This is a genomic window from Chryseobacterium sp. SNU WT5 (genome assembly GCF_007362475.1).
Classification (GTDB): Bacteria; Bacteroidota; Bacteroidia; order Flavobacteriales; family Weeksellaceae; genus Kaistella.
In genome coordinates this window covers 2,231,701-2,257,459 of record NZ_CP041687.1, presented here as the reverse complement: position 1 = coordinate 2,257,459, position 25,759 = coordinate 2,231,701, and the positions used below count along the sequence as shown (strand labels likewise).

Sequence of the window (25,759 nt, the reverse complement as noted above, 5' to 3'; positions counted from 1 at the left end):
CTAAAATTTATAATTTTTGCAAAATAAAACGTACTTATCCTCAAAATACAATTTGACAATAGCCTTAAAAACAGGATTAATTCTATGTTTTGGTTACTTCTTTTGGTTGATGTTGAAATTGACCTTGGAATATGTGCCCGCACAATCGGATGTCGCGTTTTTGATGATTAAACAAACTGAGGTAGAAACACGGCCTGAGTATTTAAGTTTTTTCTATATTCATGTTTATTCTTCCATTTTTGTTCTAATTGCAGGTTTCTTTGCTATTATTAGAATGAATTTTCGTACTAAAAAATTACATCAGTATTCAGGAAAAATTTATGTCTTCGGTCTATTATTTCTATCAGCACCAACGGGCATTTATATGGGCCTTTTTGCAAACGGAGGTTTTTTTTCAAAAATATCATTTGTTCTATTGGGGATTTTTTGGTGGTTTTCAACCTTCAAAGCTTATCAATCGGTCCGTGGTAAAAACTATACGACGCACCAACAGTGGATGTGGCGAAGTTTTGCACTTACTCTTTCAGCAATCACCTTGAGGCTTTGGAAATGGATCATCGTTTACTTCTTTCAACTTAATCCTATGGACGTTTACCAAATTGTTGCGTGGTTAGGCTGGATTCCAAATATATTATTAGTCGAATTATTAATCAGAAAAAAAATACTATGATGAAAAATAAAACTTTATTGTCCGCCTTTTTAATTTCATTAGCCCTCACTAGCTGTAAAAAAGAAGCCAGTACTGAGATAACCGAAAAGAATATTGAGAAAGACACCATTGTGGAGATCCCGGAGGTACATCAAGAACTTTATGGAATTTACACTGGAGATTTTACAGGTACCTACGAGGTAAGAACGGATGATTATGTCTATGATGAAAATGAATATAAAAAGATATCACTAAAAATAAACCGTATTACAAAAGACAGTGTTTACGGTCAAAGTATTTTAAATGGAAACCAAAGGCCATTTCGCGGAATTTTCAATGAAAAAAACAACCAATTTATATTGGACGAACCAGGATCCGACAAGACAGACGGACGATTTGAAGTTACCATCGCGAAAGACAGTTTAACCGGAAAATGGTCCGCTTATAATAAGTCGAAAGTAAAATCACCACTCAAAAAATTGAAATTAATAAAAAAGACTTTTGTCTATAATCCTAATTTTATGCTGGATGAAGAGTCGACTGATCTCGTAGACTGGACTAATTCTAAGGAAGTAACCAATAAGTATACAGACGATGAAACAGGTAAAACCGAAACTTACACGTCGCGCCAAAACAGAAGTGGGACGGAGGCAATCTTCAGACTTAATGGTTCCAAAAAAACATTTACGGAAAAAGAATTAAAAAATTTACGAAAAATAGATCTTGAAATTATAAAGAATGCAATCTACGCAAGACATGGTTATTCTTTTAGAAAAGAAACTTTTAGAAACTTTTTCGAGCAAACCGACTGGTATATTCCCGTTTCTAATGACGTTGAAAAAGAGCTGACCGAAATGGAAAAAGGAAATATCATAATGCTGACACGATTCATTAAATATGCAGAAGACAAGTATGATACTTTCGGTAGATAAAGCTATAAAACGGTTTCAAAAATTTTGAAACCGTTTTGTCTTTTAAAATAATTAAACTGAAATATTATCATGGAGCAATAATTATTGTCAGGAGAAAATAAGGTCTTTAATAGGGGAGGCCGCTGAAATAAGTAATTAAATAATATGCACCCCAACCAGCGATTAAAATCATAATAATCCACATCCAAACAGGAACGGTTTGTGGAGTTTCACTTCCCTCGATAACGAAACTTTTTTGATTCCCTTTGTCGTAGGCATTAATCATTAATGGAAGAACTCCATCTACGATATCGTCTTCGTTAAGCCCTTCTACACTAATAGACGGACCATTTTTTACCGTGAAATTTATTTTTCTAATCCCTTCTCTTCCTGTAGGCGACTTGCTTACAATCTTTAAAATATGATCACCATCTGTTAATTTTGAGGTGTCAAAATCAAATACGATTGGAGTTTCCAGCTCTGCGAGCGGCTTTACTTCGTCGTCGATAAAAAGAAAAACGGAACTTCTATCTTTAGTCATCTTTAACTTTTTTTTGGATTAATTGAAAATAGAATTCTTTATGTGATTTCTTTCTTTTTCTCCAGGTTTCACCAAATACTTTAAAGAATAAACAAAAGTAAAAATGGTAAGCACCGCGATTATTGCAACGATAATCCAATCGAAATCCCCACGAGGTCCTACTCCATGTGTGAAATCTCTGGTCACCGCTGGCTGTTGTAATTTACAGGCATCACACGCTAAGGCGAAATTCACTAACAGTAAGAAAAAGACAATTGCGACATTTTTAATATTTCTCATGTTTTTCATTTAAGGTTTTCAATATTATTTAAAAATATTTATTTCATTTGATCCATTACTGCTTTTACTTGTTCTAAAGTTACAGGCTTAGCATTATTCCCCCAGGATGATCTTTCGTGATTCATAATAGCAGTAACCATTTCGGGCGTAAAGTTGGCGTTTTTACCAACTGCAGGCATTGGTCCATAACCCGGTCGCCCTGTATAACCGGTCATGATAATATTAACATAAACTGCAATATCATCTCCTGCGACAATCGGGCTTCCTTTCAAAGGCGGGAAAGCACCTGGTAATCCTTCTCCGTTAGCTTGGTGACAGCTTGCACAGTTTGCGGTAAACAACTCTCCCCCATCCGGCAAATCAGATGCACCAGCGGCACCAGCAGTTTTCTTCACTTCTTTTTTATAAAGAAATTCTTGTGGTTTCACCCCTTCAGGCAATTTGGTCTGTTTCAAACTTACTAAATAAGCAACCAGTTGAAGTGCTTTTTTGGTCGCAACAATTTTTTTAAACTTATGTTTTAAAAACTCCGCTGGTACTTTCACTTCTATATCTCCTTTGTCAAGATATTCTTTTTCTTCAAAAAGAAACGAGAAAGAAGGCATGATGGATTCCTTAACAACAGCTCTTGGTTGATAAAGGTGCAGTAACTGCCAATCGACGCTAGGCTGTCTTTCACCAATTGCTGTTAAATCAGGTCCCGTTCTTTCAGAACCTAATAAATTTGCTGTATTTCTCCATATATCTGTTCGGTGATTTCCTGCATAATCTGCAGGGATACTTGGTCTGCTACCAAACACTTTATCCATTTCAACTTCCCGAACTTGTTGGGTGTGACAAGCGATGCAACCGTTTTCAATATAAACAGCTTTTCCTGCTGCTTCATCTTTGGTCAATGGTTTCGCGTCGGGTAATGGCTTGTATACTTGTTGATTAGTAAAAGCAGGCAAAATTGCAATCTGTAAAGTAAGGAACAGAAATAAAATTAATGCCGACCAGAACAAAGTTTTATGATTATTTAAAAATTCCATTATTCCAATTTATTTTGTAGGGATGTATTCAGTATTTTTCAGTTGTCTTTTTGCTTCCAAAATTTCTGCTGGAGTGGTCGGAATGATCACATCTGGTTTTTTATTGACCATTTTATAGAAATTATAAGCGAAAACAAAGTGCGAGATCCACATCATGGTACCACCGATGGCACGCCATAACCAATAAGGAGCCATGAGCACGACACTTTGAATAAATGGTTTATTTTCCATCCAAAGTAATCCTTTCGCCGTAGACCCAATCATCAATGAAACGGTGTAGAACATCAATCCTATCAAAGCTAACCAGAAATGAATACCCACCGAAATTTTTGGTGGTTCTTTTCCAGTAATCCTCGGAATTAAAGTATAGATGAATCCCCACAGCATAAATGTAATAATTCCGTACATCGTTAAATGCGAGTGAGCAACCGTGAAGTCGGTAAAGTGCCAAATCAAATTTGTAAATCGAAATGCTTCTACTGTTCCCTGCATCGAGCCTGTGAAATAGAAAATTATACCGATGATATAAAATGGAAGCGTGTAAGAATTTTTCACCTGATACCAAGCTCCATTGAATGTTAATAAAAAGTTAGCCGTTCCTGCTACAACTGGAATTACCATACCTACACTCGCTACAATGGCCACGGTTTGCATCCACCAAGGGATGGCACTAAATATAAAGTGATGGCTTCCAATTAGCGTATAAAAGATAATTTGCGTCCAAAAAGCCAAGATCCCTAAACTGTAAGAGTAAATCGGTTTATTCAATTGTTGTGGTAAGAAGTAATACATCAAACCAAGACTTAAAAACATGAACCACATTCCCACTCCTTGATGCATATAATATCCTTGAATGATTGTTTCTGCCAAACCGTCTTGCCAGATCGGAACATAAGCCACAACCAAAATAACGACCACATACATCATTGCAGAAATAATATACCAATTTGAAACATAAATTTCATGAGTTGTACGCTTGGCAACCGTCATTAAGAAATTATAAAGCGACATCACGATGCCCGCAGCGAAAATTGCCATCACTGGCCAGATGTATTCCCGGTATTCACCACCTCCATTATTAATACCAGCCATTAATGAAATGGTTCCTGACAGCACAGCGACATTCATTAAAATCAAAGTATACCAACCTATTTTGAGGCTATGAATACCGACATTACTTACCCGTGGAATCACATAATAGGCAAGACCAACCATTGCAAATGAAGCCCAACCCCAAAAAACCATATTGGTATGAACTGGACGTAGCCGCCCAAAACTTAACCAACTTACATGATCCGCATCTGGGGCTACGAACTTAATTCCCAAATATTCCCCGACAGTAGTACCGAAAAGTAACCAGAAAATAGAGAAACCGATAAAATATAGAATCAACTTCGCTAATTCGGGGGAAATATATTTCTGTGGAACAAAGCTTTTTTTATGTGGAATAAACCGCAGTTCATCAATCACGTTGATGTTATGGATAATCCCTTTTTCATCTGAAGGAGGGATCTCTCCAGACAGTTCATTATGTGCGATCTGATATTCTTCTTCCGTTTTCCTTTTTTCGTAAAACTCGAGCTCTTCGGGAGTAAGATTTTCTATCTTCTTATTAAATTCCAAAAGCTTCCGACGATTCCTCAAATCTTTGTACGTACTATAGGTTTTTACAATCGCAATGACCAAACCGGCAAGTACCGGCAATAAAATAAGAAGCACCGTAATCTGAATTCCCGATTCCCCAAATATTGAATTATTCATATAGAAATATTATAAGATAAATTTGTCCTTTATTATTGTAAGAAAATTACCGCTTTAAAAACGTAATCCCGTCAGAAACATCTTCTGCTAAAGATTTTAAAGAAGTACTTTCCAGCATCTCTCTCATTTCATCACGAATGACTATAAATTTAGAATGCATTGGGCAAGGTTTTTGGCCATCACATCTTCTTAATCCCAAAGTGCAGTTTTCAAAAATTCCATCACCATCTATAGCTAATACAATACTGAGCAACGTAAGCTCTTTTAAATCCTCCTGTGATACATAAAAACCACCAGTAGGACCTTTAAAAGAAGATAAAACCTGTGTTTTTACCAATTTCTGTAATATTTTTGCTATAAATGCGGGTGGCGAATCTGTATGTTTCGCAACATCTTTCAAACTTACTTTCTTGTTCTTAAGCGAATGCTTTGTAACATAAATTGAAGCCCGTATTCCATATTCACATGATTTTGAAAACATACCACTATTACTGAGAACAAATGTAAAGAAAAATAATAATAAAAGACAAAATAGTCCTCTATTATTTTTTGCTTAATTATCAAAAAAGATAGAAATATCTTTTTTCCTTATGCCATTAGAGGAACGTGTAAGTTCATATTGAATTCCTTATTGAGTGCTTCAATAAAATAAGCAGACAAAAGAGGCGATGCTTTCTCCACATTCTGATGAACAAAGAAATACAGATTTTTCAGACCTTCTTGTTCCCAGATCTTAATGCGCTCTATCCAATCATCAAGTCGTGTGTAATCACTTTCATGGTTAGCACCAACATATCGAATGAATGCAGTTGCCGTTGTAAGTCTCATGTGTAGCAGATCTCTTCTTCCGGCGGTATCTACTATGATATTGGTGATATTATACTTTTCAAAAAGATCCATTGTTGCATCAAATCTTTCTTTATCAGCAAACCATTCTTCATTTCTTAGCTCAACGGCTAGTGGCACTTCTTTGGGCCAGTCATGAATAAACTTTTCAAGTCTGTCAAAATCTTTTGGTTTAAAATTATCATGGAGCTGAAGAAAGACCATTCCTAACTTATCATCAAAATTTAATACTGAAGTGGCAAATTGAGTCACGACATCAGTGATATTCAATAACCTTCGGTAATGCGAAACCGTATTTGGAACTTTAGGAAAGAATTTAAAATCAGCCGGCGTCTTATCTTTCCACGTTAAAACCTGATCTGGTGTGGGAGATTTGTAAAAAGTTGCATTCAGCTCAATTGAATTAAATTGCGTCGAGTAATAGGATAATTCATCTTTAGTGCCTCTTGGGTAGAATCCTTTCAGATCCGTTTTATTCCATTTTGCACAGCCAACAAACACATTGAAATCTCTGGATTGATATTTCTTTAGAATTTCCTCAGTTCTTGGATGATCTTTAGGAAGGGTAAAATCAATTTGAGATGGGTCTGATACTTGTCCGAATTTCATTTTTTTAGGTTTTAGGTTGCAGAATTTAGGTCTTAACCTATCAAAGGTAAAAAAAACCGTAGAAAAAATTCTACGGTTTAGTCTATAATCTATTGGTCTATAATCTTAAACTCTTTTAAGCTTCACAGCTCGAGCAACTCACAAAGTTCACCATCATTTCTTTAGAAACTGAAGAACTTCTTTGGTAATACAAAGATTTAACTCCTTTTTTCCAAGCTTCAATATAAAGATAGTTCACATCCTTCACAGGCATTGTTGCAGGAATTTGCAAGTTTAATGATTGTCCCTGGTCAATATATTGTTGTCTTTGTGCTGCCTGAGAAATAATTTCCATTGGAGAAATCTCTCTAAACGTTTTAAATACCGCTTTTTCTTCGTCAGTCAGTTCTGGAATATTCTGCACAGAACCATGGTTTAACATGATTGTTCTCCATGTATCTTCATTATCAATTCCTTTTTCCTGAAGCAAGACTGAAAGATATTTATTCTTACGCATAAAGTTACCTTTAGCCAAACCTGCTTTATAATAATTGGATGCAAACGGCTCAATCCCGGGTGAGGTTTGTCCTAAAATTGCAGAACTGGATGTTGTAGGTGCAATAGCCATCGTTGTGGTATTACGCAATCCATAACCTTTTAGCAATTCTGGTTCTCCGTAAATATTCGCCAATTCCTGAGAAGCAACAATCGATTGCTCTTTAATCTGTCTGAATGCTTTTGCATTGAATTGCGTAGCCTCAAAACTTTCAAATGGAATCATATTTTTCTGTAGGTAAGAATGATATCCTAAAACACCTAAACCAAGAGCTCTATGACGTAAGGCAAAGTTCCTAGCTCCAGTTAGATAATAGTTTCCTTCTGTTTTCTCAATAAACTCAGATAAGACAGCATCTAAGAAATAGATCGCCAATTTCACAGCATCGGTATCTTTCCACTCATCGTATAATTCTAAATTCATAGAAGATAGACAGCAAATGAATGACTCTTCTTGGTTCGATGGCAACATAATTTCAGAACACAAATTACTCGCGTTTACCGGCATTCCAAGATCTTTATAAACCTGAGGTTTATTTCTATTCACATTATCGGTGAAGAAAATATACGGCAAACCTTTTTGAGCACGGCTTTCTAAAACTCTTGCCCAAATTTTGCGTTTGTCCATATCGCCATCGATCATGTCTTGCATCCAGTAATCCGGCACGCAGATCCCGGTAAACAAATTCTGGATCGGGCTTCCAATATCTTTTATCGATAAAAATTCTTCAATATCGCCGTGGTCCACATCCAAATATGCAGCAAAAGCACCACGACGCACGCCGCCCTGCGAAACCACATCCATCGCAGTATCATATAATTTCATGAACGACACTGCACCAGAAGATTTTCCGTTGTCTGTTACTGCAGTTCCACGATTTCTCAGTTCACCAAAATAGCCGGAAGTTCCGCCACCAATTTTGGTCTGCATAATCACTTCGCCTAATTTGTGGGTAATTCCCTCGATATTATCTGGCACGTGCACATTGAAACAAGAAATCGGCAATCCTCTTTCCGTTCCCATATTGGCCCAAACTGGTGAAGAAAAACTGATCCACCCCTTGGTGATCATTTCCTCAAAAGCAGGTTGTAATTCCGGTTTGTACAATCGTTTTGCAGCAGCAGACGTAATTCTCAAGATCGCTCCTTCTACGGTCTCTCCTTTCAGTAAATAACCTCTGTTGAGCATTTGCTCCGACTCTTCATTCAGCCACCATATCTTCCTTTGATCCTCCATATTTCTTTTTCTAAAATGTAAAATGTACGGTGTACACTGTTTTTATATCTTTTTATAGAAGCATTAACTGCTTGCTTCTTATCAATTCCATTCCCGCTTTCCACTGTATCTTTTTATTTTTTTCAAAAAAACAAAAAGGATGTCGTTTCAATCGGGGCTATTAACTCCTGTCGTTATCTTTTTCAAAATTTAAAATATCCTTCGTTATATTCATTTCGCGCGTATCGCAGCAACTATTCTAAGTCACTGAACTTGCCCGAAAGCATGTTAGTTTTTATAATGATCAATAGCTTCATCTAAAATTGTAACAAGAGCACTTCTATGGACATCCCTTTTTGAGTTTTGTATCTTCTTAAATCACCGACGAAAGCACTATAAAAACTACTCATAAAATCAATATTCTTCAGTATTTCCTCTGCATCGACAAACAGGTTCGTTTTTGCTTCAGTATCTGTTAATAATTTAATTTTATCTTTTATTTTTACAAGTTGCTCGACCTGGTTATGAGTTGCATTTTTCATGTTTTAGATTTTTTATAAAAAAATTAATTAAACAGGAAATGTTTCTCAATCCTGATTATGGTGAATTCCATCTTACTTTCTACAGCCTTCTATAAAAAGAAAAAAAGCACGAAAGAAAGGCTGAAACGCGCCTAATTATAGAGCTAGAACAAATCGTTCGAAGTAATACTCTTGTCGTGTTTGGTATAATCTACCGGTCTTTTGGCGAAGAAATCATCCATAGAATTGGCGAAAACTTCCTCCTCGAACCAAACCATAGGGCGGTACTGATCACTAGTAATATTATATCGGGGCTTCATGTTGATTTTTTTCAAACTATCGTCCACCCGAAATTTCATAAAATTCAGTAAATTTTCTTTGCTGATATTATCAATTTCTCCCATTTCGAAAATCCAGTCAAGGATTTCCTCTTCAACGGTGATGGAGTGATCAACTAAAGTGTAAATATCTTCAATATCAGAATCAGTTAATAAATCTGGTTGTTCCTGACGAACTTTATTGATTAGATAAATCCCTGCATTGGCGTGAATCTGCTCATCAACTGATGTCCAGGCAATAATATTGGACACGTTTTTCATATATCCTTTGAATCTCGTAAAGGATAAGATAATCGCAAACTGAGAGAATAAGGAAACGTTTTCAATTAAAATACTAAACAACAAAAGAGAAGACACATACTCTTTTGGCGTGGTAGAATTGGCATGTTTCAAAACATTGGAAAGAAATTCAATTCTCTTTTTAATCGCAGGGATTTCCACCAATTGATTGAAGGAATCATTATATCCCAAGACTTCTAACAATCTGGAATACGCTTCTGAATGGCGGAATTCACATTCTGCAAAAGTAGCACCCAATCCGTTCAATTCCGGTTTCGGCATGTGATTATAAAGATTTCCCCAAAATGTCTTCACGGAAACTTCAATTTGAGCAATAGCCAGAAGTGCATTTTTAATTGCATTCTTTTCATGAGGTTCTAACTGTGAATGAAAATCTTGTACATCTGCAGTAAAATCTACCTCGGAATGGACCCAAAATGATTTATTTATAGCTTCTACAAACTGCAAAACTTCTGGATACTCAAAGGGTTTATACCCTACTCTTTTGTCGAAAATTCCCATATTGAAAACTATTTTATTTATTCAACCCGCAAAAAGCAAAGCTACACAACGAAATGATTATTAAACACTTAAGAAAAAGATAATGTTCTAGAAATAGAGAAATTGATCTTTTATGCATTCTGTACAAAAATAGAAAATGAAAGCATACAAAGAAAGTCCTAAACATTAATTAACTGACTGTAAGGGTCAAAACTTTTCCACAATCACACAGACCTTGCATTCATAAAGGTTTAGCACCGATTTGAAAACCGGCATCAGCGTTCGCAACGAAAATATTTAAACAGGAGATAACAACCAACAATGAAAAGGAGAATTTCCATTAAACATCAATAATTTAACATATTAAAAACGACCTTCTGTAACAATTATTTTTTTTTTCCTACTTATCGTTTAAATTAATCCTCTCATTGATGTTAGTAATTAAAGATCTCAACAAATCATACGACACCGGCAAAAGTAAACTTCATGTTTTGAAAGGTATTGACCTTACCATTGCAGAAGGTGAATTTGTATCGATCATGGGAAGTTCAGGGTCAGGAAAATCCACTTTATTGAACATTATCGGCATCTTGGATGAAAAAGATTCTGGAATCTACGAACTAGATGGAATTCCGATTGAGCATCTTTCAGAAATAAAAGCGGCCGAATATAGAAGTCGGTTTTTAGGGTTTATTTTTCAGTCTTTTAACTTGATCGGGTACAAGAACGCTTTGGAAAATGTTGCACTCCCGCTCTATTATCAAGATGTTCCTCGTAAAGAGAGAAACCAGAGAGCAATGGAATATCTTGAAAAAGTAGGTCTTGCGCAGTGGGCTACACATTTGCCTAACGAACTTTCGGGTGGCCAGAAACAAAGAATTGCGATAGCAAGAGCATTGATCACCGATCCAAAAGTTATTCTTGCCGATGAACCCACAGGTGCATTGGATTCGAAAACGACGTATGATATTATGAAACTTCTGCAGGAAATTAATGAAGCAGGAAAAACGATTATCGTAGTAACTCACGAACCCGATGTCGCTGCAGAAACCAAGAGAAATGTAATTCTTAAAGATGGTATTATCGAAAGTGATGAGTTCATTACTCAAAGAGTTTTAAAATAAAATAGAAAATTAAAAAGTATGTTTGATCTCGACCGCTGGAGAGAAATTTTCGAATCGATTCGCACTAATGTATTGCGAACAATACTTTCGGGCTTTACAGTGGCGCTTGGACTCTATATTTTTATTGTACTTTTTGGCATTGGAAAAGGATTACAAAATGCTTTTACCGAAGGGTTTGCTGGTGACGCCACCAATCTTATTACTATTTTTACCCGTAAAACTACGATCGCGTACGGCGGATTACAATCTGACCGACAAATCGTTCTTAAAAATGAAGATTACGATCAAATTACAAAAGAAGATCCTGAAAAATTAGAGAGCGCTACTCCCAGATATTCCGCTAACATGACCGTAAAATACGGACGCGAAAGTGGAAACTATCAAATAAGTGGTGCCAATCCCGATGAGAAAATTATCGAGAATAGAAATGTAATCGACGGCAGATATATCAATGCTTTAGATATCAACCGAAAACAAAATGTGGCGGTGATCGGCCGGATGGTGCAGCGTGACCTGATTAAAAACAGCAGTCCGCTGGGTAAAGACCTGGACATTAATGGTACGATGTTTAAAGTGGTGGGCGTCTTTTCTGATGATGGTGGTGATTTCGACGAACGGATGATTACTGTTCCCATAACCACTTTGCAACAATTGAAAAAAGGATCCGACACGGTAAATACTATTTTCCTGACCTACAATCCAAAGCTTTCTGTAGATCAAGCAGTTTCTTACGGTGATAAAGTTGAAAAAGAATTAAAGACAAAGCATAAAGTCTCACCAGATGATGAAAATGGCGTTGTTGTCCGAAATAATGCCAAAAATATGGGCGAAACTTTCCAGTTTCTTTTTATTATTACCCTTATTGTAGGTTTTATTGGAATGGGAACGTTACTGGCTGGAATTATTGGAATCAGCAATATCATGGTATATATTGTGAAAGAACGTACTCAGGAAATAGGAGTTCGTAAAGCTATTGGGGCAAAACCAAAAAGTATTGTTGCTCTAATTATGCAGGAAAGTATCGTCATTACAGTGATCTCTGGTCTAATAGGAGTTGCTTTAGGTGTATTTACTTTATTTCTTATTGGAGACCGTTTAGAAAAATATTTTATTAAAAGTCCAAGCGTAGGTTGGGGACTTATTCTCGCTGCGTTTATAAGTTTAGTAATTTCTGGACTTATTGCAGGATTTGTACCTGCTTATCGGGCTAGTAGAATAAAACCGATCGAAGCTTTGCGAAGTGAATAAGCGCAATTTACTTCGTAGTGAATAGTGAATTTTAAAATAGATTGAAGGAAATTAACTTTATAAAAAATGACTTGAAAAAATTCACTCCTAGAAATTAACCATGAAGCGAATTTGACCGGGCAAGCCGAAGTCACTAGAACAAATTGACCGAAAAACAAAGTTTTTTATATGAACATCATTTTCAAAATAGATACCTGGCAAGAGATTTATTATTCCCTAAAGAATAATAAGTTGCGTACGTTTCTAACCATGATCGGAGTGGGCTGGGGAATGTTTCTTTTTGTAGCGCTTCTGGGTGCTGCAAAAGGAATGGAAAATGGATTTGATAAAGTATTTTCAGGTTTTGCAACCAACTCAATTTTTCTTTGGGCTCAGAACACCTCCATTCCATATGATGGTTTTCCTAAAGGCAGAAAAATGGATCTGCATTTGAGTGATCTCGACTTGCTTCCACAAAAAATTAAGCAAATCGATTATATTTCCCCTCAAAGTTCACGCGGCAAATTTGGTACTCCAGGTGAATCATTTTCCAGAAATGGAAAAAATGCAACTTATACTTTAACTGGTGACTTCCCGGTAGGTAATAGAATTTCGGAGAAAAAATTGATATACGGAAGATACTTAAATGATGCTGATATCTCTGGAAATAAAAATGTCGCGGTCATTGGCGAGGAAGTCTACAAAAATTTTTTCGATGCTAAAAAGAACGAAGACCCAATCGGGAAATCGATCAATGTGAAAGGTATTTTCTTTAACGTAATAGGTGTTTTCCGGGTAAAGAAAACCGGTGGTCCGGATAATGATCAATCGGCTTTTATTCCCTTTTCCACTTATTCTAAAATGTACAATGCAGGGGACAAAGTAGGTTTTTTTGCGATTGTAAGTAAGCCTGATGCAGATCTGTCAATTGTTGAAGATCAGGTGAAAGAAGAATTAAAGAAGAAATACAATGTTTCTCCTGAGGACACCAATGCTTTTGGAAGTTTCAACCTCGGAAAAGAGTTCGGAAAATTAACAGGTTTCCTAACTGGGATGCAGATCTTAACGATTGTGGTAGGTTCACTGACTATTTTAGCGGGTGTAATTGCCATCTCCAATATTTTGTTGATTACCGTGAAAGAGAGAACCAAAGAGATTGGGATCCGTCGTGCTTTAGGTGCCAAACCTGCGGAAGTTCGTAACCAGATCTTACTTGAGAGTGTAGTTATCACATTGACTTCTGGTGTTTTAGGTTTTGTTTTTGGGATTTTCCTGCTCATGATCATCGATCTCATTACAAAAAATCAGGATAGTTTTCCGTTTTATAATCCAACCGTGAATTACGCACAGGTTTTCGGAGCGATGATGATTATGGTGATCTTAGGTTTAGTTATAGGAATGATTCCCGCACAGCGTGCCGTAAAGATAAGACCGATTGAAGCATTGAGATCGGAGTAAATGATGTTAGACGGAAATTAGAAAAAGTTAACTGGACTTTGATATATGAACAAAGCTGCGACCCGACCTGAATGGAGCTCTTTTTGTGAGGTGCAAGCCGAACAAAAAAGCGGGAATGGAGGGCGGATAAAGTCGCCATTAAAAATTAAAAAATAAACTAAGTATATGAAAAAGAAATTCACTTTTAAGAAAGGAATCTATATCTTTTTAGGATTGATTTTCGCCTTGGCGTTGATTATGGGTATCAAATATCTGATTACGTCCAATACGAAAGAAAGCGAAACCTTTCTGACCAAAAAACCCGTTGTTCAAAATATGGACGACAAAGTAATGGCGACCGGAAAAATTGTGCCTCGTGAAGAGATTGAAATTAAGCCAAATATATCGGGAATCATCGATAAAGTATTGGTTACAGAGGGTGATAAAGTTGTTGCAGGACAATTGGTAGCAACAATCAGGATCGTCCCTAGTATTCAAACAGTAAATGCGGCACAGCAAGAAATAAGTGGTGCTAATTTGCAAATCAGCAACGCGCAGATTAACGTTTCCCAACAGCAAAAACAATTTGCAATGCAGCAGAGATTATATACACAAGGGGTGATCTCTAAACAGGAATATATTTCGGCCCAGCAACAATTACAATCTACGCAACAAGTACTTCGAAATGCGCAACAGCAAAGACAGACTGCAGAAAAGAATCTGCAGATCGCAAGAACTGGTGCTACTCCAGAGCTCGCGGGTCTGGCGACAACACAAATACGCTCCAAAGCAAACGGAACGGTGCTGGAAGTTCCGGTAAAGATTGGAAGTCAGGTTATCGAGGCCAATTCATTCAATGCGGGTACGACAATCTGTTCAATTGCAGATTTGAATTCGTTAATTTTTGAAGGAACGATTGACGAAGCGCAAGCAGGTAAATTAAAAGAAGGCATGAATATGAATATCGTGATTGGTGCTTTGCAAAATAAATCATTCCCCGGACGCGTAACCATGATCGCACCAAAAGGAAAAGAGGAAGCAGGAACAATTAAATTCCCAATTGAAGGTGATGTTTTCAATAAAACAAATGAATATATCCGAGCTGGATTTTCTGCAAATGGCGAGATCATCCTAAGCTCTCAGAAAAATGCTTTGCTATTGGACGAATCACTAATTCAGTATGAGAAGATTAAAGGCCAGGACAATTCTTTCGTGGAAGTTAAACAACCAGATGGTAAGTTTAAGAAAGTAAATGTAAAACTAGGTGCAAGTGATGGAATTAACGTTCAAATACTCTCAGGTATTACAAAGGATTCTGAAGTGAAAGTCTGGAACCCTTCTGATAAAGACAAAGAAGCTTTGAAAGAGAAAAAAGCCAAATAAATATTATACTTCCCGGACTTGCTTCCGGGATTTTTCTTTTGGCTTTCTAAGTAATAAAGCGAGATTTAGAAACAATAACAAAAGGTCCAACGTAATCCAAATCGCAGTTTTGATGTTATTGAATTTAAGATAATCAATCTCAACTTTTGCAATCTCTGCTAATTTATAACTCTGTATGATATAATTTCGCACCTCTATAATTTGATCTTCGTTTTTATTAGGTACAGAATGCTGCGAGAAATAAACCAGGTTCTTCTTTCCCATATAACCAGCCAGCCAATATTGTTGAGAATTCGACATTTCCAGATAGTCGATCCTGTAAAAATCATTTCTTATTTTTCCAACGTGCCTGGTTTCATATTTCAAATCTGGATCTGCTCCATCATTAACCTTAATAATATAAAAATCGAGTGGGAATGGGAGTTTGTTAATCACCTGAACTGTGACAGAATTTTCAAGAAACTGATCTACACTTTTTCTAAAAAATAAAATCGCAAAAATAGCGATCGACCCAACGACCATCAAAATTCGAAATACTTTTGCCCAAGTACTGAATCTCCCAGATCTTATTACAGAAAGAAACAAACTAAATGCAAGTAAAACTGCAAGTATAAAAAACAAATAAAACATGCGGTAAAGATAAATAAAATTCGCGATTAGAAACCGAAATCATCACCGCAACATTCCTACTCCACTTTCCATTCTTTATAGAACTGATCTAAGAATTCCAGCATAAACTGATGACGCTGTTCTGCGATTTTCTTTGCTTCTTTAGTATTCATTAAATCTTTTAACAATAAGAGTTTTTCGTAAAAATGATTGATGGTCATACCGTTTGATTTTTTATATTCATTTTTGGTTTGGTTCAGCTTAGGTGAAATCTCGGGGTCGTACATTAAATTATTCTTAAAGCCACCAAAATTGAAGGTTCTTGCAATACCAATTGCTCCTATTGCATCGAGGCGATCTGCATCTTGTACAATTTGTAATTCGACAGGCAAAATAGCAGGCATCTCTCCTCTATTTTTAAAGGAAATATTTTTAATAATGAATAAAACCTGCTCTATTATCTGAGGTTCAGCATTTTCACTCTCTAGAAATTCCTGAGATATTTTCAGGGCTAAAGTTTCGTCGCCACCGTGAAATTTGGGATCAGCAATATCGTGAAGAAGAGCAGAAAGCTCCACCACCTCTAGATCACAAGTTTCCAACTCTGCGATTTTTTTTGATAGTTTCCAAACTCTTTCAATATGAAACCAGTCGTGACCCGCTTCCGCACCTTCTAATTTTTCTTTGACAAAAGAGATTGTATTTTGAATTAAATTTTGGGACATATTTTTTACAATTTGTTAATCAACTTAATATTAGGGTTATTAAACGACAAAAGTCACTACAGAATTTATCAAAATAAATAGTAGACAATCACAATAATAAAAATCGATAAATTTTCAAAGATTTTGCTTTCTTCACACAAAAGTAATTTTAAAATTTTTCCTCAATTTTGGTTTTGTATCTTTTGTAGTTTACAAAAAGTGCACATTTATTTAGAAACTTCTATAAATTGATAAATCTGTTGTGTCTTAGGGCTATAAATAATCGTACTGTTGTTGGGAAATCTTTTCAATTTATAATACTCTATACTTTTATCATTTTTAAGATCCTCCAAAAAAGTCATATCAATCATATTTGGAGGCAGAAATTTCTCTATAAAACTTAGTTTATCAAGAAAAGTTTTACCATCCATTTTCTTAGCCACTTTATCGGATTTCATTTCATCTGAAGTTTCCTGTTGTTCCAAAAAGGGAATCAACAAATCCCGATCGGCTTTGTATCTAAAAAGAAAAGCTGGTGAACCATTGGGGAACGTAAATTTCTTTCCTTTAAAATCTGAGATCATCGTTGGTTCGCCATTCGGAAAAACTTCTTGAAACTGAGCGTCTTCTGCGTTGGTCACTGAATTAATGGAATTACTCAGCGTTTCCTTTACCGCATTTTGTGCTTTTTCTTTGACTGTTGTGGTAGTTTTGTCAATCTGCTCATTGATCGTTTCTTCTATTTTGTTGCAGGAAATTAATATTGCTAAAGGCAAAATGACTAAAATATATTTTTTCATATTAAAAATTTCAATTTAATTTTCTTTGAGAGAGCTCAATAATTTATCAAGGTTTAGACTTCTGGCGGAGGCATCGAAAATCTCACGATATGAACCATTAAGATTAATGAGATCGCCATGCGTTCCGCTTTCCACCACCATTCCTTTCTTCATTACATAAATACAATCCGAATCTAAAATCTGTGACAGAGAATGTGAAATAATCACCACGGTTCTACCTACTTTAATTGCGTCTAAAGAGTTTTTGATCTGTTCTGTAGCAATAGCATCTAAACTGGCCGTTGGCTCATCCAGGAATATAATTGGAGGATCTTTCAGAAATAAACGCGCGATCGCAATTCTCTGTTGCTGCCCACCGGAAAGTTGCGTTGCATCATGATCATATTTTTCGGGTAAATCAATAATTTGATCGTGTAAATAAGCTTTTTTCGCAGCAGTTTCAATCTGTTCAAAAGTCGCATTCATATTTCCGTAGCGAATATTATCTTCAATACTTCCCTGGAAAATGTGATTCTTCTGGAGAACTAAACCGATATCATTTCGTAGAGAAGTATTATCAAAGTCATTTAATTTAACATCATCTAAAACGATATCACCCGAATCCGGCAGATAAAATTTACACAAAAGATTAATAATGGTAGATTTCCCGGCACCACTTAAACCGACCAGCGCCGTTGTTTTCCCGTTCTCAATGGTCATATTAACATTGTGCAATGCTTTGGTTCCGTTAGGATAAGTAAAATCTACATTTTTTAATTCAAATTTTCCTTTGATATCTTTTTCCACGAAAGTTCCAGTGGGTTCTGTTTGATCATCCGCATTTAAAATATCAAAATATCCTTCTGCATAAATCATCGCATCATTCATATCATCGTAAATACGGTGTAGCTGACGAATAGGTGCAGAAACATTATTAAACAATAAAATATGCAACATAATTGCTCCAATCGTCATTTGTTGATCGAGCACTAAATAGACGGTCAAAAGAATAATTAAAACAACTCCAGCCTGTTCTATAAAGGTTTTTAAACCATCATAAATAAAATTAGTTCTTCGTGTAAACATCTGGCTTTCCATCAACTGCATTTGTAAATCATACTGCTTCTTTCCTTCAAATTTTTCCCGAACAAAACTTTTAATCACCATAATAGAATTGATTAAATTTAAAAGTCCGGAAGTTTTTTGCTCTCTTTGATTCCGTAACTGACGACGAACGCCAGACAGTTTTTTCGCCTGTAGAGAACTGACGGCAAAATAAATAGGGACAACAATCGTAGAAACTAAGCCGACATATACATTTTGCATATACATGATCACCAAAGCAATCATTGCATTAGAAAACATCGGTAAAATATCAATAAAGAAATTCTGAACCAGTTTCGTTAAGCTCTCAATTCCACGATCAATTCTTTGCTGTAGTTTTCCGGACTCGTGGTTTTCGTCGTTATAAAAAGCAACACTGTAAGTAAGGATTTTATCAATAGCCGTTTGTGCTAGAACAGAACTGGTATTAATTCTAATTTTTTCACCGTAAAATTTTTGCCCAAACTGAATGAAAATATTTAGGATTTCTTTGCCAAGTAAAATTGCAGAGATGATAACCAAAACATGAATCCCCTCATCCATAGGATTAGGAAGCTGTGTTAGTTTTGTTACTTCATCAACAGTATATTTTAAAACCAGCGGATTTACCTGCGCCATCAAAGCACCAATAAAAGTCAGAAACAAAGTGCCGTACATCATTAAACGATATGGTTTAATAAAAGGGACCAGTTGCTGATAAATATTATAAAGAGTAATCGTTCGGTTGAAAGGTTTAGGCATATTGGAAGGAAATTTAAACTACATGCTCATTTAACAAAAATCCGACCATAAATGGAGCTATATTTTTTCAACCAAAAACTTAAAAAAATTAATCAGCCTTAAGATTCGAACAAATAACTTGTTAGATATCGAAGTTGATCTTTCGCTAATTGTGCCGACGCAGATTCTGATTCTGCTAAAGAAAAATTAGAATTGATCTCTTTTTTCTGAAACAGAAAAGAATTATTGGCATTCTTATCTACGACTTGATTAAAAATATGGTCGATTTCAGAATTCGCCAGAGAAGCAAAACTAATATCTTCAAAGCCATACATTAACCGAAGATTATCGGTATTTTGGAAATTTTCCTCTACAAAATTTTGGAATTGATTTTTAGAATCAAAGTTGCCTGCCCAGATATTATAAACGAAAGATCTTTTCTTTGGTTTACTCAAAATATCCTGGTAAACAAAATTCTCACCAAGGTATGCTTCACGAACTTGTGGATCATTGGCTAAGTCATGTGGAAGTCCTTCTTTCAAAATTCTCCCTTCAAACATTATATAGGTCTTATCCGTAATTGCTAAGGTCTGCTGAACATTGTGATCCGTAATCAGTATCCCAATATTTTTATCAACTAAACTTCTTACAATTTTCTGTATATCTTCTACTGCAATTGGATCAACCCCCGCAAAAGGTTCATCAAGTAAAATAAAGTTAGGACTAGTAGCCAAGCATCTTGCGATTTCGGTTCTTCTTCTTTCGCCACCAGAAAGTAAATCTCCACGGTTTTTACGAACATGCTGCAAAGAAAATTCTTCAATCAGTTCGTCGCATTTCATTTGCTGTTCTCTTTTAGAAAGTTTGGTTAATTGTAAAACCCCCAAAATATTATCTTCTACAGATAGTTTTCTGAATACAGAAGCTTCTTGCGCCAAATAGCCAATTCCTTTCTGCGCGCGACGGTACATCGCGTCACTGGTAATTTCCTGATTATCTAAGAAAATTTTACCCGATGTGGGTTTTACCAAACCTACAATCATATAAAAACTAGTCGTCTTTCCTGCTCCATTTGGTCCTAAAAGCCCCACGATTTCGCCTTGTGCAACTTCAACAGAAACGCCTTTGACCACTTTTTTCTGACCGTATTCTTTAATTAAATTTTCTCCACGTAGAATCATAGCACAAATATAATAAATTAGGTGAAAGATTAAGGAAATGAGAAGAATACAACTGTAAAATATACCACTATAGTTTCATTTCCCATTTAAAAAAATTATCTTCGCTCTTTAAAAATCTTAAGATTTTGAGTGTCAAAGAGAAAGAGTTTGCGAAATTAATTAAAGATAATCAAGGTCTGATTATCAAGGTTTCTCGGCTTTACACCAATACTTTAGAAGATGAGGAAGATCTTTTTCAGGAAATCGTGTTACAACTCTGGCGTTCCTACGACTCATTCAAAGGTCAATCTAAAATTTCAACATGGATGTATCGTGTCGCTTTAAATACAGCAATTACCTTATTCCGTAAAAAGACGAAATCACCTCAAACAGACGAACTCATGGACTTTCACCATGGAGATTATGTAGAAGATGATGATGAGAAACAACAACATGTTGCGGTCCTTTACAAAGTGATTAAAATGCTTCCTAATGTAGAGCGTGCGATTGTAACCATGTATCTTGATGATCTACCCTATCGGGATATTGCCGGAAACTTAGGAATTACCGAAGTAAACGCTAGGGTAAAAATGAATAGATTGAAGAAAACATTAAAAGACTTAATGGAAAAACATGCCTGAATTCGATTTAGACAATTTTAAAACAACCTGGCAAGAGCAACCTGCGCAGCCAAAATACGACAGCAGCGATATCGAATCGATGCTGAATAAATCCTCACGTAATTACGTAAAGTATATTCTCTGGATAAGTATCGTAGAGTTTATCATCATTTTCGGGGCCAATCTTTACTACACTTTCTGCGGTGAAGAAACCAATGGTTTGGTTAATATGTTGAAGAAATTTGGTATTCAAGACTCGGTCGCGTTTGAAAATACACTCACACAATTATATCTTGTTTTGAAAATCGTGAGTCTTGCACTTACAGCAGTGTTTGTTATCTTGTTCTATCAGAACTACCGAAAAATAAACATTGAAGCAAACCTGAAAAAATTAATATTACAAATCATCCGGTTCAAAAAAACAGTTCAACTCTTTATTTTGACCAACATATTGCTTGTAATTCTATTTACTTTAGTCTTAGGCATATTTATATTCTCCTTTTTATCCAGTGAAGACATTCAACTTAACAACCCCACTTTCGTAAGTTTTCTGATTGCAATATCAGTCTTAATGCTTGTAAGTGTAGGATTAATTTGGGTTTACTACAGAATCGTTTACGGATTTATTTTGAAAAGACTGGGTAAAAATTTACGTCAGCTACAAAATATAGAAGAGGGAAATTAATTAAAATTCCCCTCTCCTTTTATAAGTTAATATTGCTGTTTATAACTCTTTACGTAAACGTGCCACTGGAATATTCAGTTGCTCGCGATATTTCGCAATTGTTCTTCGGGCAATATTGTATCCTTTTTCTTTTAATAATTTTACTAAAGCATCATCGGTGTGAGGTTTTCTCTTATTCTCATTACTAATCACATCTAGTAAATGAGTTTTAATCTCTTTAGTAGAAACTTCTTCACCATCGTCATTGGTCAATGAATCAGAGAACAAGCTTTTCAGATAGACAATTCCGTTCGGAGTATCAGCATATTTGCTTTTCACTACCCGGGAAATTGTTGAGATATCAAAACCAGTAATATCTGCGACATCTTTCAAAATCATTGGCTTCAATGATTTATCATCTGCAGTAATAAAATATTCTTTCTGCAGCTGAACAATAGCGGTAATAGTCTGTAATAAAGTGTTTTGGCGCTGATTGATTGCATCTATATACCATTTCGCTGCATCCAGTTTTTGCTTGATAAATAGGGCTGCCTGCTTATGCTCTGCAGATTTCTTGTCGTGCGAATAAGTCGTTAAAATATTCTTATACTCATCGGACACCCTTAGAGATGGCGCATTTTTACTGTTTAGCGACGGAATAACGTCTACACCTTTTGGTCCGTTATCTTTAACCTGAATTAAAAAGTCAGGGATAATTTCGTTATTAATGGTGATAGTTTGGGTATCATAATTCCCCCCAACTTTTGGTGAAAGTTTAGAAATCACTTCCAAAGCATCTTTTAAATCATCTTCTTCAATATCATATTTCTGGATGATCTTGTTGTAATGTTTGTTCGTTAAAGCATCAAATTGATTACGCAGAATACTTGCTGCCAACGTCACTGCTTTATCAGCACTAACCTTTTTTTCAATCTGCAAAAGCAGACATTCCTGCAATCCACGAGCTCCCACTCCAGCTGGATCTAATTTCTGAACATAATTTTCCAGAATCTCTGTTACCCGTTCGGTAGTCGTCATCAAACCTTGGGAAAAAGCTAAATCATCAACTAACTGTTTGATCTCACGACGCAGATAACCATCATTATCGAGATTACCTATAATATATTCTGCAATTTTTAAGTCGTCGTCATCAATATTCGCCAAATGAATTTGCTCCAAAAGATAGTCGTATAATGATTGTCCTTCGGTCAAAAGTGACTGGTTGTCAAAATCTTCATCGTCGGCAGAAAAATTATTTGCGCTCGTTTTATAAGAAGGCTCGTCGTCGAAAATATATTCATTAACATCAAAATCGGTATCGATACTTTCGTTCCCGTCATCTTCATATTTATCATCTAATGAAGAGTAATCTTCTTCTTTCGGCTCTTCTGTTGCTTTCTCTAATGCTGGATTTTCTTCAAGCTCACGCTCTAATTCTTCTTCAAATTCTAGCGTGTGAAGTTGAATTAACTTCATCAGCTGAATTTGTTGCGGGGCCAATTTTTGGCCAAGTCTCATTTGAAGATTTTGTTTTAACATATTATGATGTTATTTCTCAGTTTTTTTATTAAAAAATAGGACCTTAGAAATATAAACTTAGTGATTTTTTTTTAGAATTCCGCATTATGAGGTGTTCTTGGGAAAGGAATTACATCCCTGATATTGGTCATTCCCGTTACGAAAAGAACAAGTCTTTCCAATCCCAGTCCGAAGCCGGCATGTGGTACAGAGCCGAACTTTCTTGTATCCAAATACCACCAAAGTTCTTCTTCGTCCACGTTCATCGCTTTCATTTTATCCTGAAGAACCGCAAGCTGATCTTCCCGCTGAGAACCTCCGATGATCTCACCGATTCCAGGGAATAAAACATCCATTGCGGCAACTGTTTTACCGTCGTCATTTAACTTCATGTAGAACGCTTTGATTTCTTTTGGATAATCAAAAAGGACAACAGGACATTCAAAATGCTTTTCTACTAAGAAACGTTCATGCTCACTTTGTAGATCAGCACCCCATTCTTCGATAGGGAATTGGAATTTCCCTTTTTTATTTTCTTTTGAATTTCTTAGAATATCAATTGCTTCCGTATAGGAAACTCTCTTAAATCTTTTCTGAATTACATTCTGTAATTTTTCAAGCAATCCTTCGGAAGCTCTGTCTTTCTCTGGTTTTTGTTTTTGCTCTTCAGCAAATCGCTTATCTAAAAACTCTAAATCATCTTTACAATTTTCCAGAACATAGTTGATAACATATTTCAAGAAATCTTCTGCAAGATCAATATTATCTTCTAAATTATTAAAAGCAACTTCAGGTTCCACCATCCAGAATTCTGCAAGGTGCCGCGTGGTATTAGAATTCTCTGCGCGGAAAGTAGGTCCAAAGGTATATACTCTACCTAATCCCATCATGGCAGTTTCTACACTTAACTGTCCTGAAACGGTAAGGTTTGTTTTCTTACCAAAAAAATCCTGGCTGAAATCAATTGCTCCGTCTTCGCTACGAGGAATTTCATTTAAATCAAAATTGGTAACGCTGAACATTTCGCCAGCTCCTTCTGCATCTGCACCCGTAATAATTGGCGTGTTCATGTAGAAAAACTGGTTTTGATTAAAGAACTGGTGAATGGCGAAACTCACCGAACTTCTTACTCTAAAGACTGCGCTGAACAAATTGGTACGGAAACGTAAATGTGCTTGCTCCCGTAAAACCTCCAAAGAATGTTTTTTAGGTTGTAGAATGGTCTTATCTCTCTCTTCAGTAAAATTTTCACCCAGAATAATAATCTTCTTGGCAATGATTTCGATGCTTTGTCCCGCACCTTGACTTTCGACTACTTCGCCTACAATTTTTAATGACGCAGAATTGCTGATATGCTTCAAAATATTCTCGTCGAATTTTTCGAAATCTACAACGATTTGCAAGTTATTAATAGTTGATCCATCATTCAAAGCAATGAATCGGTTCGAACGAAATGCTCTAACCCAACCTTGAATGGTAATGTCGTGATGAAGTAGTTTTTTATAATCTCCAAGTAATTCTTTAATAGTCGTTCTCATGCGCTAACAATCAATATTTTATTTATTTCGGAATCCTTTTAAGTTTTCCAATGTATTTATAATCAGTACATGCAAACTTACTAAAAATTGGCGTAAATTTTGCTCTTAGGCAGAAATTATCATAAAAAAAACGCTTCGTAACAAGCGTTTGAATTCATTCTGCGGAATAATAAATTGGTTTATCAATCTCCACCGGATTATTATCTTTTCGAAGATAATACTTTCCTTCTGAGCAAGTTCTGGTAAATCAGCTTCTTTTATATTTCGATTCTCCACTTTAATCAATAATGTAGAATTATCGTAATCTTGGAGTGGATTGGCGAAATAATCAAATTTCAATTTAAACCAGGATCTCACCGTAATTTTTAATAGTTTCTCTTTATTGGTTGCTTCAATTAATTGAGAAGTGTCATATTCTTTTTAAAATTTTTATTACCTCTAAACTTGAACGAGCAATTGATTTTGTATCCCTAATTTCTAAGAGTAATCCGTGGAGTGTATAAGGCTTAGCTGAAACCTGAAATTATCGCCCTAAAAAATAAAAAAATTTACTCGTCTTTCTTTGAAGGAACCAAGAACACATCCATCAAACCTTCGGGTAAGGACATTTTCAAGAATTTTTCTTCGCGATTCAATTCAAGAATCCAATCTCTGATGATAGGAATAACGATTTGTTTACCGCCTAGATTAAGCACGAAATAGTGTTGACCGGTTTGGTCATTAATCGTCTCAATGATTCCACAAGATTTGCCATCTTCTTCGCGGATTTCGAAACCTACGACTTCGTGATAATAAAACTTGTTTCCGGTAAGTTTGGGTAAGCCAGATAAAGGGAGATAAACATCTTTTCCCACAACCTGATCTACCAAAGCTTCAGTTGAATTCTTGAAAGAAACAATCAGCGTTTCACCTTTGCTCCAAGCTTGTTTAGCAATGAAAAAAGGCACCAATAATCCGTTGATATCAACAAATACGGTGTCTAATTTTGAATACATTTCAGGTTGGTCAGTATCCAGTTTCAAGAATACATTTCCATGCAGTCCGTGTCTGCGGGTAATCTTCCCTAAAAAATAGCAATCTTCTTTTTTCATGATGCAAATATAAATAGTTTTAAAATAATAAAGGCGTCAAAAATGACGCCTTCATAATTCTTAAA

Annotated in this window: 24 protein-coding genes and 1 pseudogene; 8 read left to right on the top strand and 17 right to left on the bottom strand. The window is 35.7% G+C overall.

Annotated elements, in window-relative coordinates:
* Positions 1-52: 52 nt before the first annotated feature.
* The gene (locus FNJ88_RS10660) at positions 53-670 is read left to right on the top strand and encodes a DUF2306 domain-containing protein (RefSeq protein ID WP_228414523.1); all 618 of its coding nucleotides are present in this window, start codon (positions 53-55) and stop codon (positions 668-670) included.
* Positions 667-1,581, top strand: coding sequence for a YARHG domain-containing protein (locus FNJ88_RS10655; RefSeq protein ID WP_228414522.1), 915 nt, complete (start codon positions 667-669; stop codon positions 1,579-1,581). Before FNJ88_RS10660 ends, FNJ88_RS10655 begins: the two co-directional genes overlap by 4 nt.
* Before the next feature lie 106 nt (positions 1,582-1,687).
* Here FNJ88_RS10655 and FNJ88_RS10650 read toward each other — a convergent pair whose 3' ends face one another.
* From FNJ88_RS10650 to FNJ88_RS10610, 9 genes are all read right to left on the bottom strand, one after another.
* The gene (locus FNJ88_RS10650) at positions 1,688-2,101 is read right to left on the bottom strand and encodes a cytochrome C (RefSeq protein WP_143853101.1); all 414 of its coding nucleotides are present in this window, start codon (positions 2,099-2,101) and stop codon (positions 1,688-1,690) included.
* Between the two features lie 18 nt (positions 2,102-2,119).
* Entirely contained in the window at positions 2,120-2,380 is a 261-nt protein-coding gene (locus FNJ88_RS10645; protein WP_143853100.1) for a hypothetical protein, read from the bottom strand.
* 38 nt (positions 2,381-2,418) lie between these two features.
* A complete protein-coding gene (locus FNJ88_RS10640) occupies positions 2,419-3,411 on the bottom strand; it encodes a cytochrome c (RefSeq protein ID WP_143853099.1) in 993 nt (330 codons plus the stop codon).
* 9 nt (positions 3,412-3,420) lie between these two features.
* Positions 3,421-5,172 (bottom strand): cbb3-type cytochrome c oxidase subunit I, encoded by a 1,752-nt coding sequence (locus FNJ88_RS10635; protein WP_143853098.1) that lies wholly within the window; start codon positions 5,170-5,172, stop codon positions 3,421-3,423.
* A 46-nt stretch (positions 5,173-5,218) separates the two neighbouring features.
* A complete protein-coding gene (locus FNJ88_RS10630; protein ID WP_143853097.1) occupies positions 5,219-5,653 on the bottom strand; it encodes an RrF2 family transcriptional regulator in 435 nt (144 codons plus the stop codon).
* Between the two features lie 107 nt (positions 5,654-5,760).
* Positions 5,761-6,627 (bottom strand): DUF72 domain-containing protein, encoded by an 867-nt coding sequence (locus FNJ88_RS10625; protein WP_143853096.1) that lies wholly within the window; start codon positions 6,625-6,627, stop codon positions 5,761-5,763.
* Positions 6,628-6,742: 115 nt separating this feature from the next.
* A complete protein-coding gene (locus tag FNJ88_RS10620; protein ID WP_143853095.1) occupies positions 6,743-8,398 on the bottom strand; it encodes a ribonucleoside-diphosphate reductase subunit alpha in 1,656 nt (551 codons plus the stop codon).
* 296 nt (positions 8,399-8,694) lie between these two features.
* A complete protein-coding gene (locus FNJ88_RS10615; protein WP_143853094.1) occupies positions 8,695-8,919 on the bottom strand; it encodes a hypothetical protein in 225 nt (74 codons plus the stop codon).
* 143 nt (positions 8,920-9,062) lie between these two features.
* Positions 9,063-10,037: a ribonucleotide-diphosphate reductase subunit beta gene (locus FNJ88_RS10610; RefSeq protein WP_143853093.1), complete on the bottom strand. Its 975-nt coding sequence runs from the start codon at positions 10,035-10,037 to the stop codon at positions 9,063-9,065.
* Between the two features lie 410 nt (positions 10,038-10,447).
* Here FNJ88_RS10610 and FNJ88_RS10605 point away from each other — a divergent pair, with 410 nt between their 5' ends.
* From FNJ88_RS10605 to FNJ88_RS10590, 4 genes are all read left to right on the top strand, one after another.
* Entirely contained in the window at positions 10,448-11,140 is a 693-nt protein-coding gene (locus FNJ88_RS10605) for an ABC transporter ATP-binding protein (RefSeq protein WP_143853092.1), read from the top strand.
* A gap of 18 nt (positions 11,141-11,158) precedes the next feature.
* Positions 11,159-12,388 (top strand): ABC transporter permease, encoded by a 1,230-nt coding sequence (locus FNJ88_RS10600; RefSeq protein ID WP_143853091.1) that lies wholly within the window; start codon positions 11,159-11,161, stop codon positions 12,386-12,388.
* 168 nt (positions 12,389-12,556) lie between these two features.
* Positions 12,557-13,825: an ABC transporter permease gene (locus FNJ88_RS10595; RefSeq protein WP_143853090.1), complete on the top strand. Its 1,269-nt coding sequence runs from the start codon at positions 12,557-12,559 to the stop codon at positions 13,823-13,825.
* Between the two features lie 165 nt (positions 13,826-13,990).
* Positions 13,991-15,187, top strand: coding sequence for an efflux RND transporter periplasmic adaptor subunit (locus FNJ88_RS10590; RefSeq protein ID WP_143853089.1), 1,197 nt, complete (start codon positions 13,991-13,993; stop codon positions 15,185-15,187).
* Positions 15,188-15,190: 3 nt separating this feature from the next.
* Here FNJ88_RS10590 and FNJ88_RS10585 read toward each other — a convergent pair whose 3' ends face one another.
* From FNJ88_RS10585 to lptB, 5 genes and pseudogenes are all read right to left on the bottom strand, one after another.
* On the bottom strand, positions 15,191-15,817 hold the full coding sequence (locus FNJ88_RS10585) for a hypothetical protein (RefSeq protein ID WP_143853088.1): 627 nt from the start codon (positions 15,815-15,817) through the stop codon (positions 15,191-15,193).
* A gap of 56 nt (positions 15,818-15,873) precedes the next feature.
* Positions 15,874-16,521, bottom strand: a complete 648-nt coding sequence (locus FNJ88_RS10580; RefSeq protein WP_143853087.1) for an HD domain-containing protein — start codon at positions 16,519-16,521, stop codon at positions 15,874-15,876.
* A 206-nt stretch (positions 16,522-16,727) separates the two neighbouring features.
* A complete protein-coding gene (locus FNJ88_RS10575; RefSeq protein ID WP_143853086.1) occupies positions 16,728-17,300 on the bottom strand; it encodes a hypothetical protein in 573 nt (190 codons plus the stop codon).
* A 15-nt stretch (positions 17,301-17,315) separates the two neighbouring features.
* Positions 17,316-19,043, bottom strand: a complete 1,728-nt coding sequence (locus FNJ88_RS10570; RefSeq protein ID WP_143853917.1) for an ABC transporter ATP-binding protein — start codon at positions 19,041-19,043, stop codon at positions 17,316-17,318.
* A 515-nt stretch (positions 19,044-19,558) separates the two neighbouring features.
* Positions 19,559-20,284: pseudogene (lptB, locus tag FNJ88_RS10565) on the bottom strand (LPS export ABC transporter ATP-binding protein); the annotation flags it as partial.
* A gap of 125 nt (positions 20,285-20,409) precedes the next feature.
* Between lptB and FNJ88_RS10560 the strand changes: the two are divergent.
* Both FNJ88_RS10560 and FNJ88_RS10555 read left to right on the top strand, forming a co-directional pair.
* The gene (locus FNJ88_RS10560; RefSeq protein ID WP_143853084.1) at positions 20,410-20,904 is read left to right on the top strand and encodes an RNA polymerase sigma factor; all 495 of its coding nucleotides are present in this window, start codon (positions 20,410-20,412) and stop codon (positions 20,902-20,904) included.
* The gene (locus tag FNJ88_RS10555; RefSeq protein WP_143853083.1) at positions 20,897-21,568 is read left to right on the top strand and encodes a beta-carotene 15,15'-monooxygenase; all 672 of its coding nucleotides are present in this window, start codon (positions 20,897-20,899) and stop codon (positions 21,566-21,568) included. Before FNJ88_RS10560 ends, FNJ88_RS10555 begins: the two co-directional genes overlap by 8 nt.
* Before the next feature lie 39 nt (positions 21,569-21,607).
* Here FNJ88_RS10555 and rpoN read toward each other — a convergent pair whose 3' ends face one another.
* The 3 genes from rpoN to rimM all read right to left on the bottom strand — a co-directional run bounded on the left by rpoN (position 21,608) and on the right by rimM (position 25,694).
* Complete coding sequence (gene rpoN / locus FNJ88_RS10550; RefSeq protein WP_143853082.1) at positions 21,608-23,086, bottom strand: RNA polymerase factor sigma-54; 1,479 nt, start codon at positions 23,084-23,086, stop codon at positions 21,608-21,610.
* Positions 23,087-23,157: 71 nt separating this feature from the next.
* Positions 23,158-24,603 (bottom strand): asparagine--tRNA ligase, encoded by a 1,446-nt coding sequence (gene asnS, locus FNJ88_RS10545; RefSeq protein WP_143853081.1) that lies wholly within the window; start codon positions 24,601-24,603, stop codon positions 23,158-23,160.
* A gap of 548 nt (positions 24,604-25,151) precedes the next feature.
* Positions 25,152-25,694 (bottom strand): ribosome maturation factor RimM, encoded by a 543-nt coding sequence (gene rimM, locus FNJ88_RS10540; RefSeq protein ID WP_143853080.1) that lies wholly within the window; start codon positions 25,692-25,694, stop codon positions 25,152-25,154.
* Between the last annotated feature and the right edge of the window lie 65 nt (positions 25,695-25,759).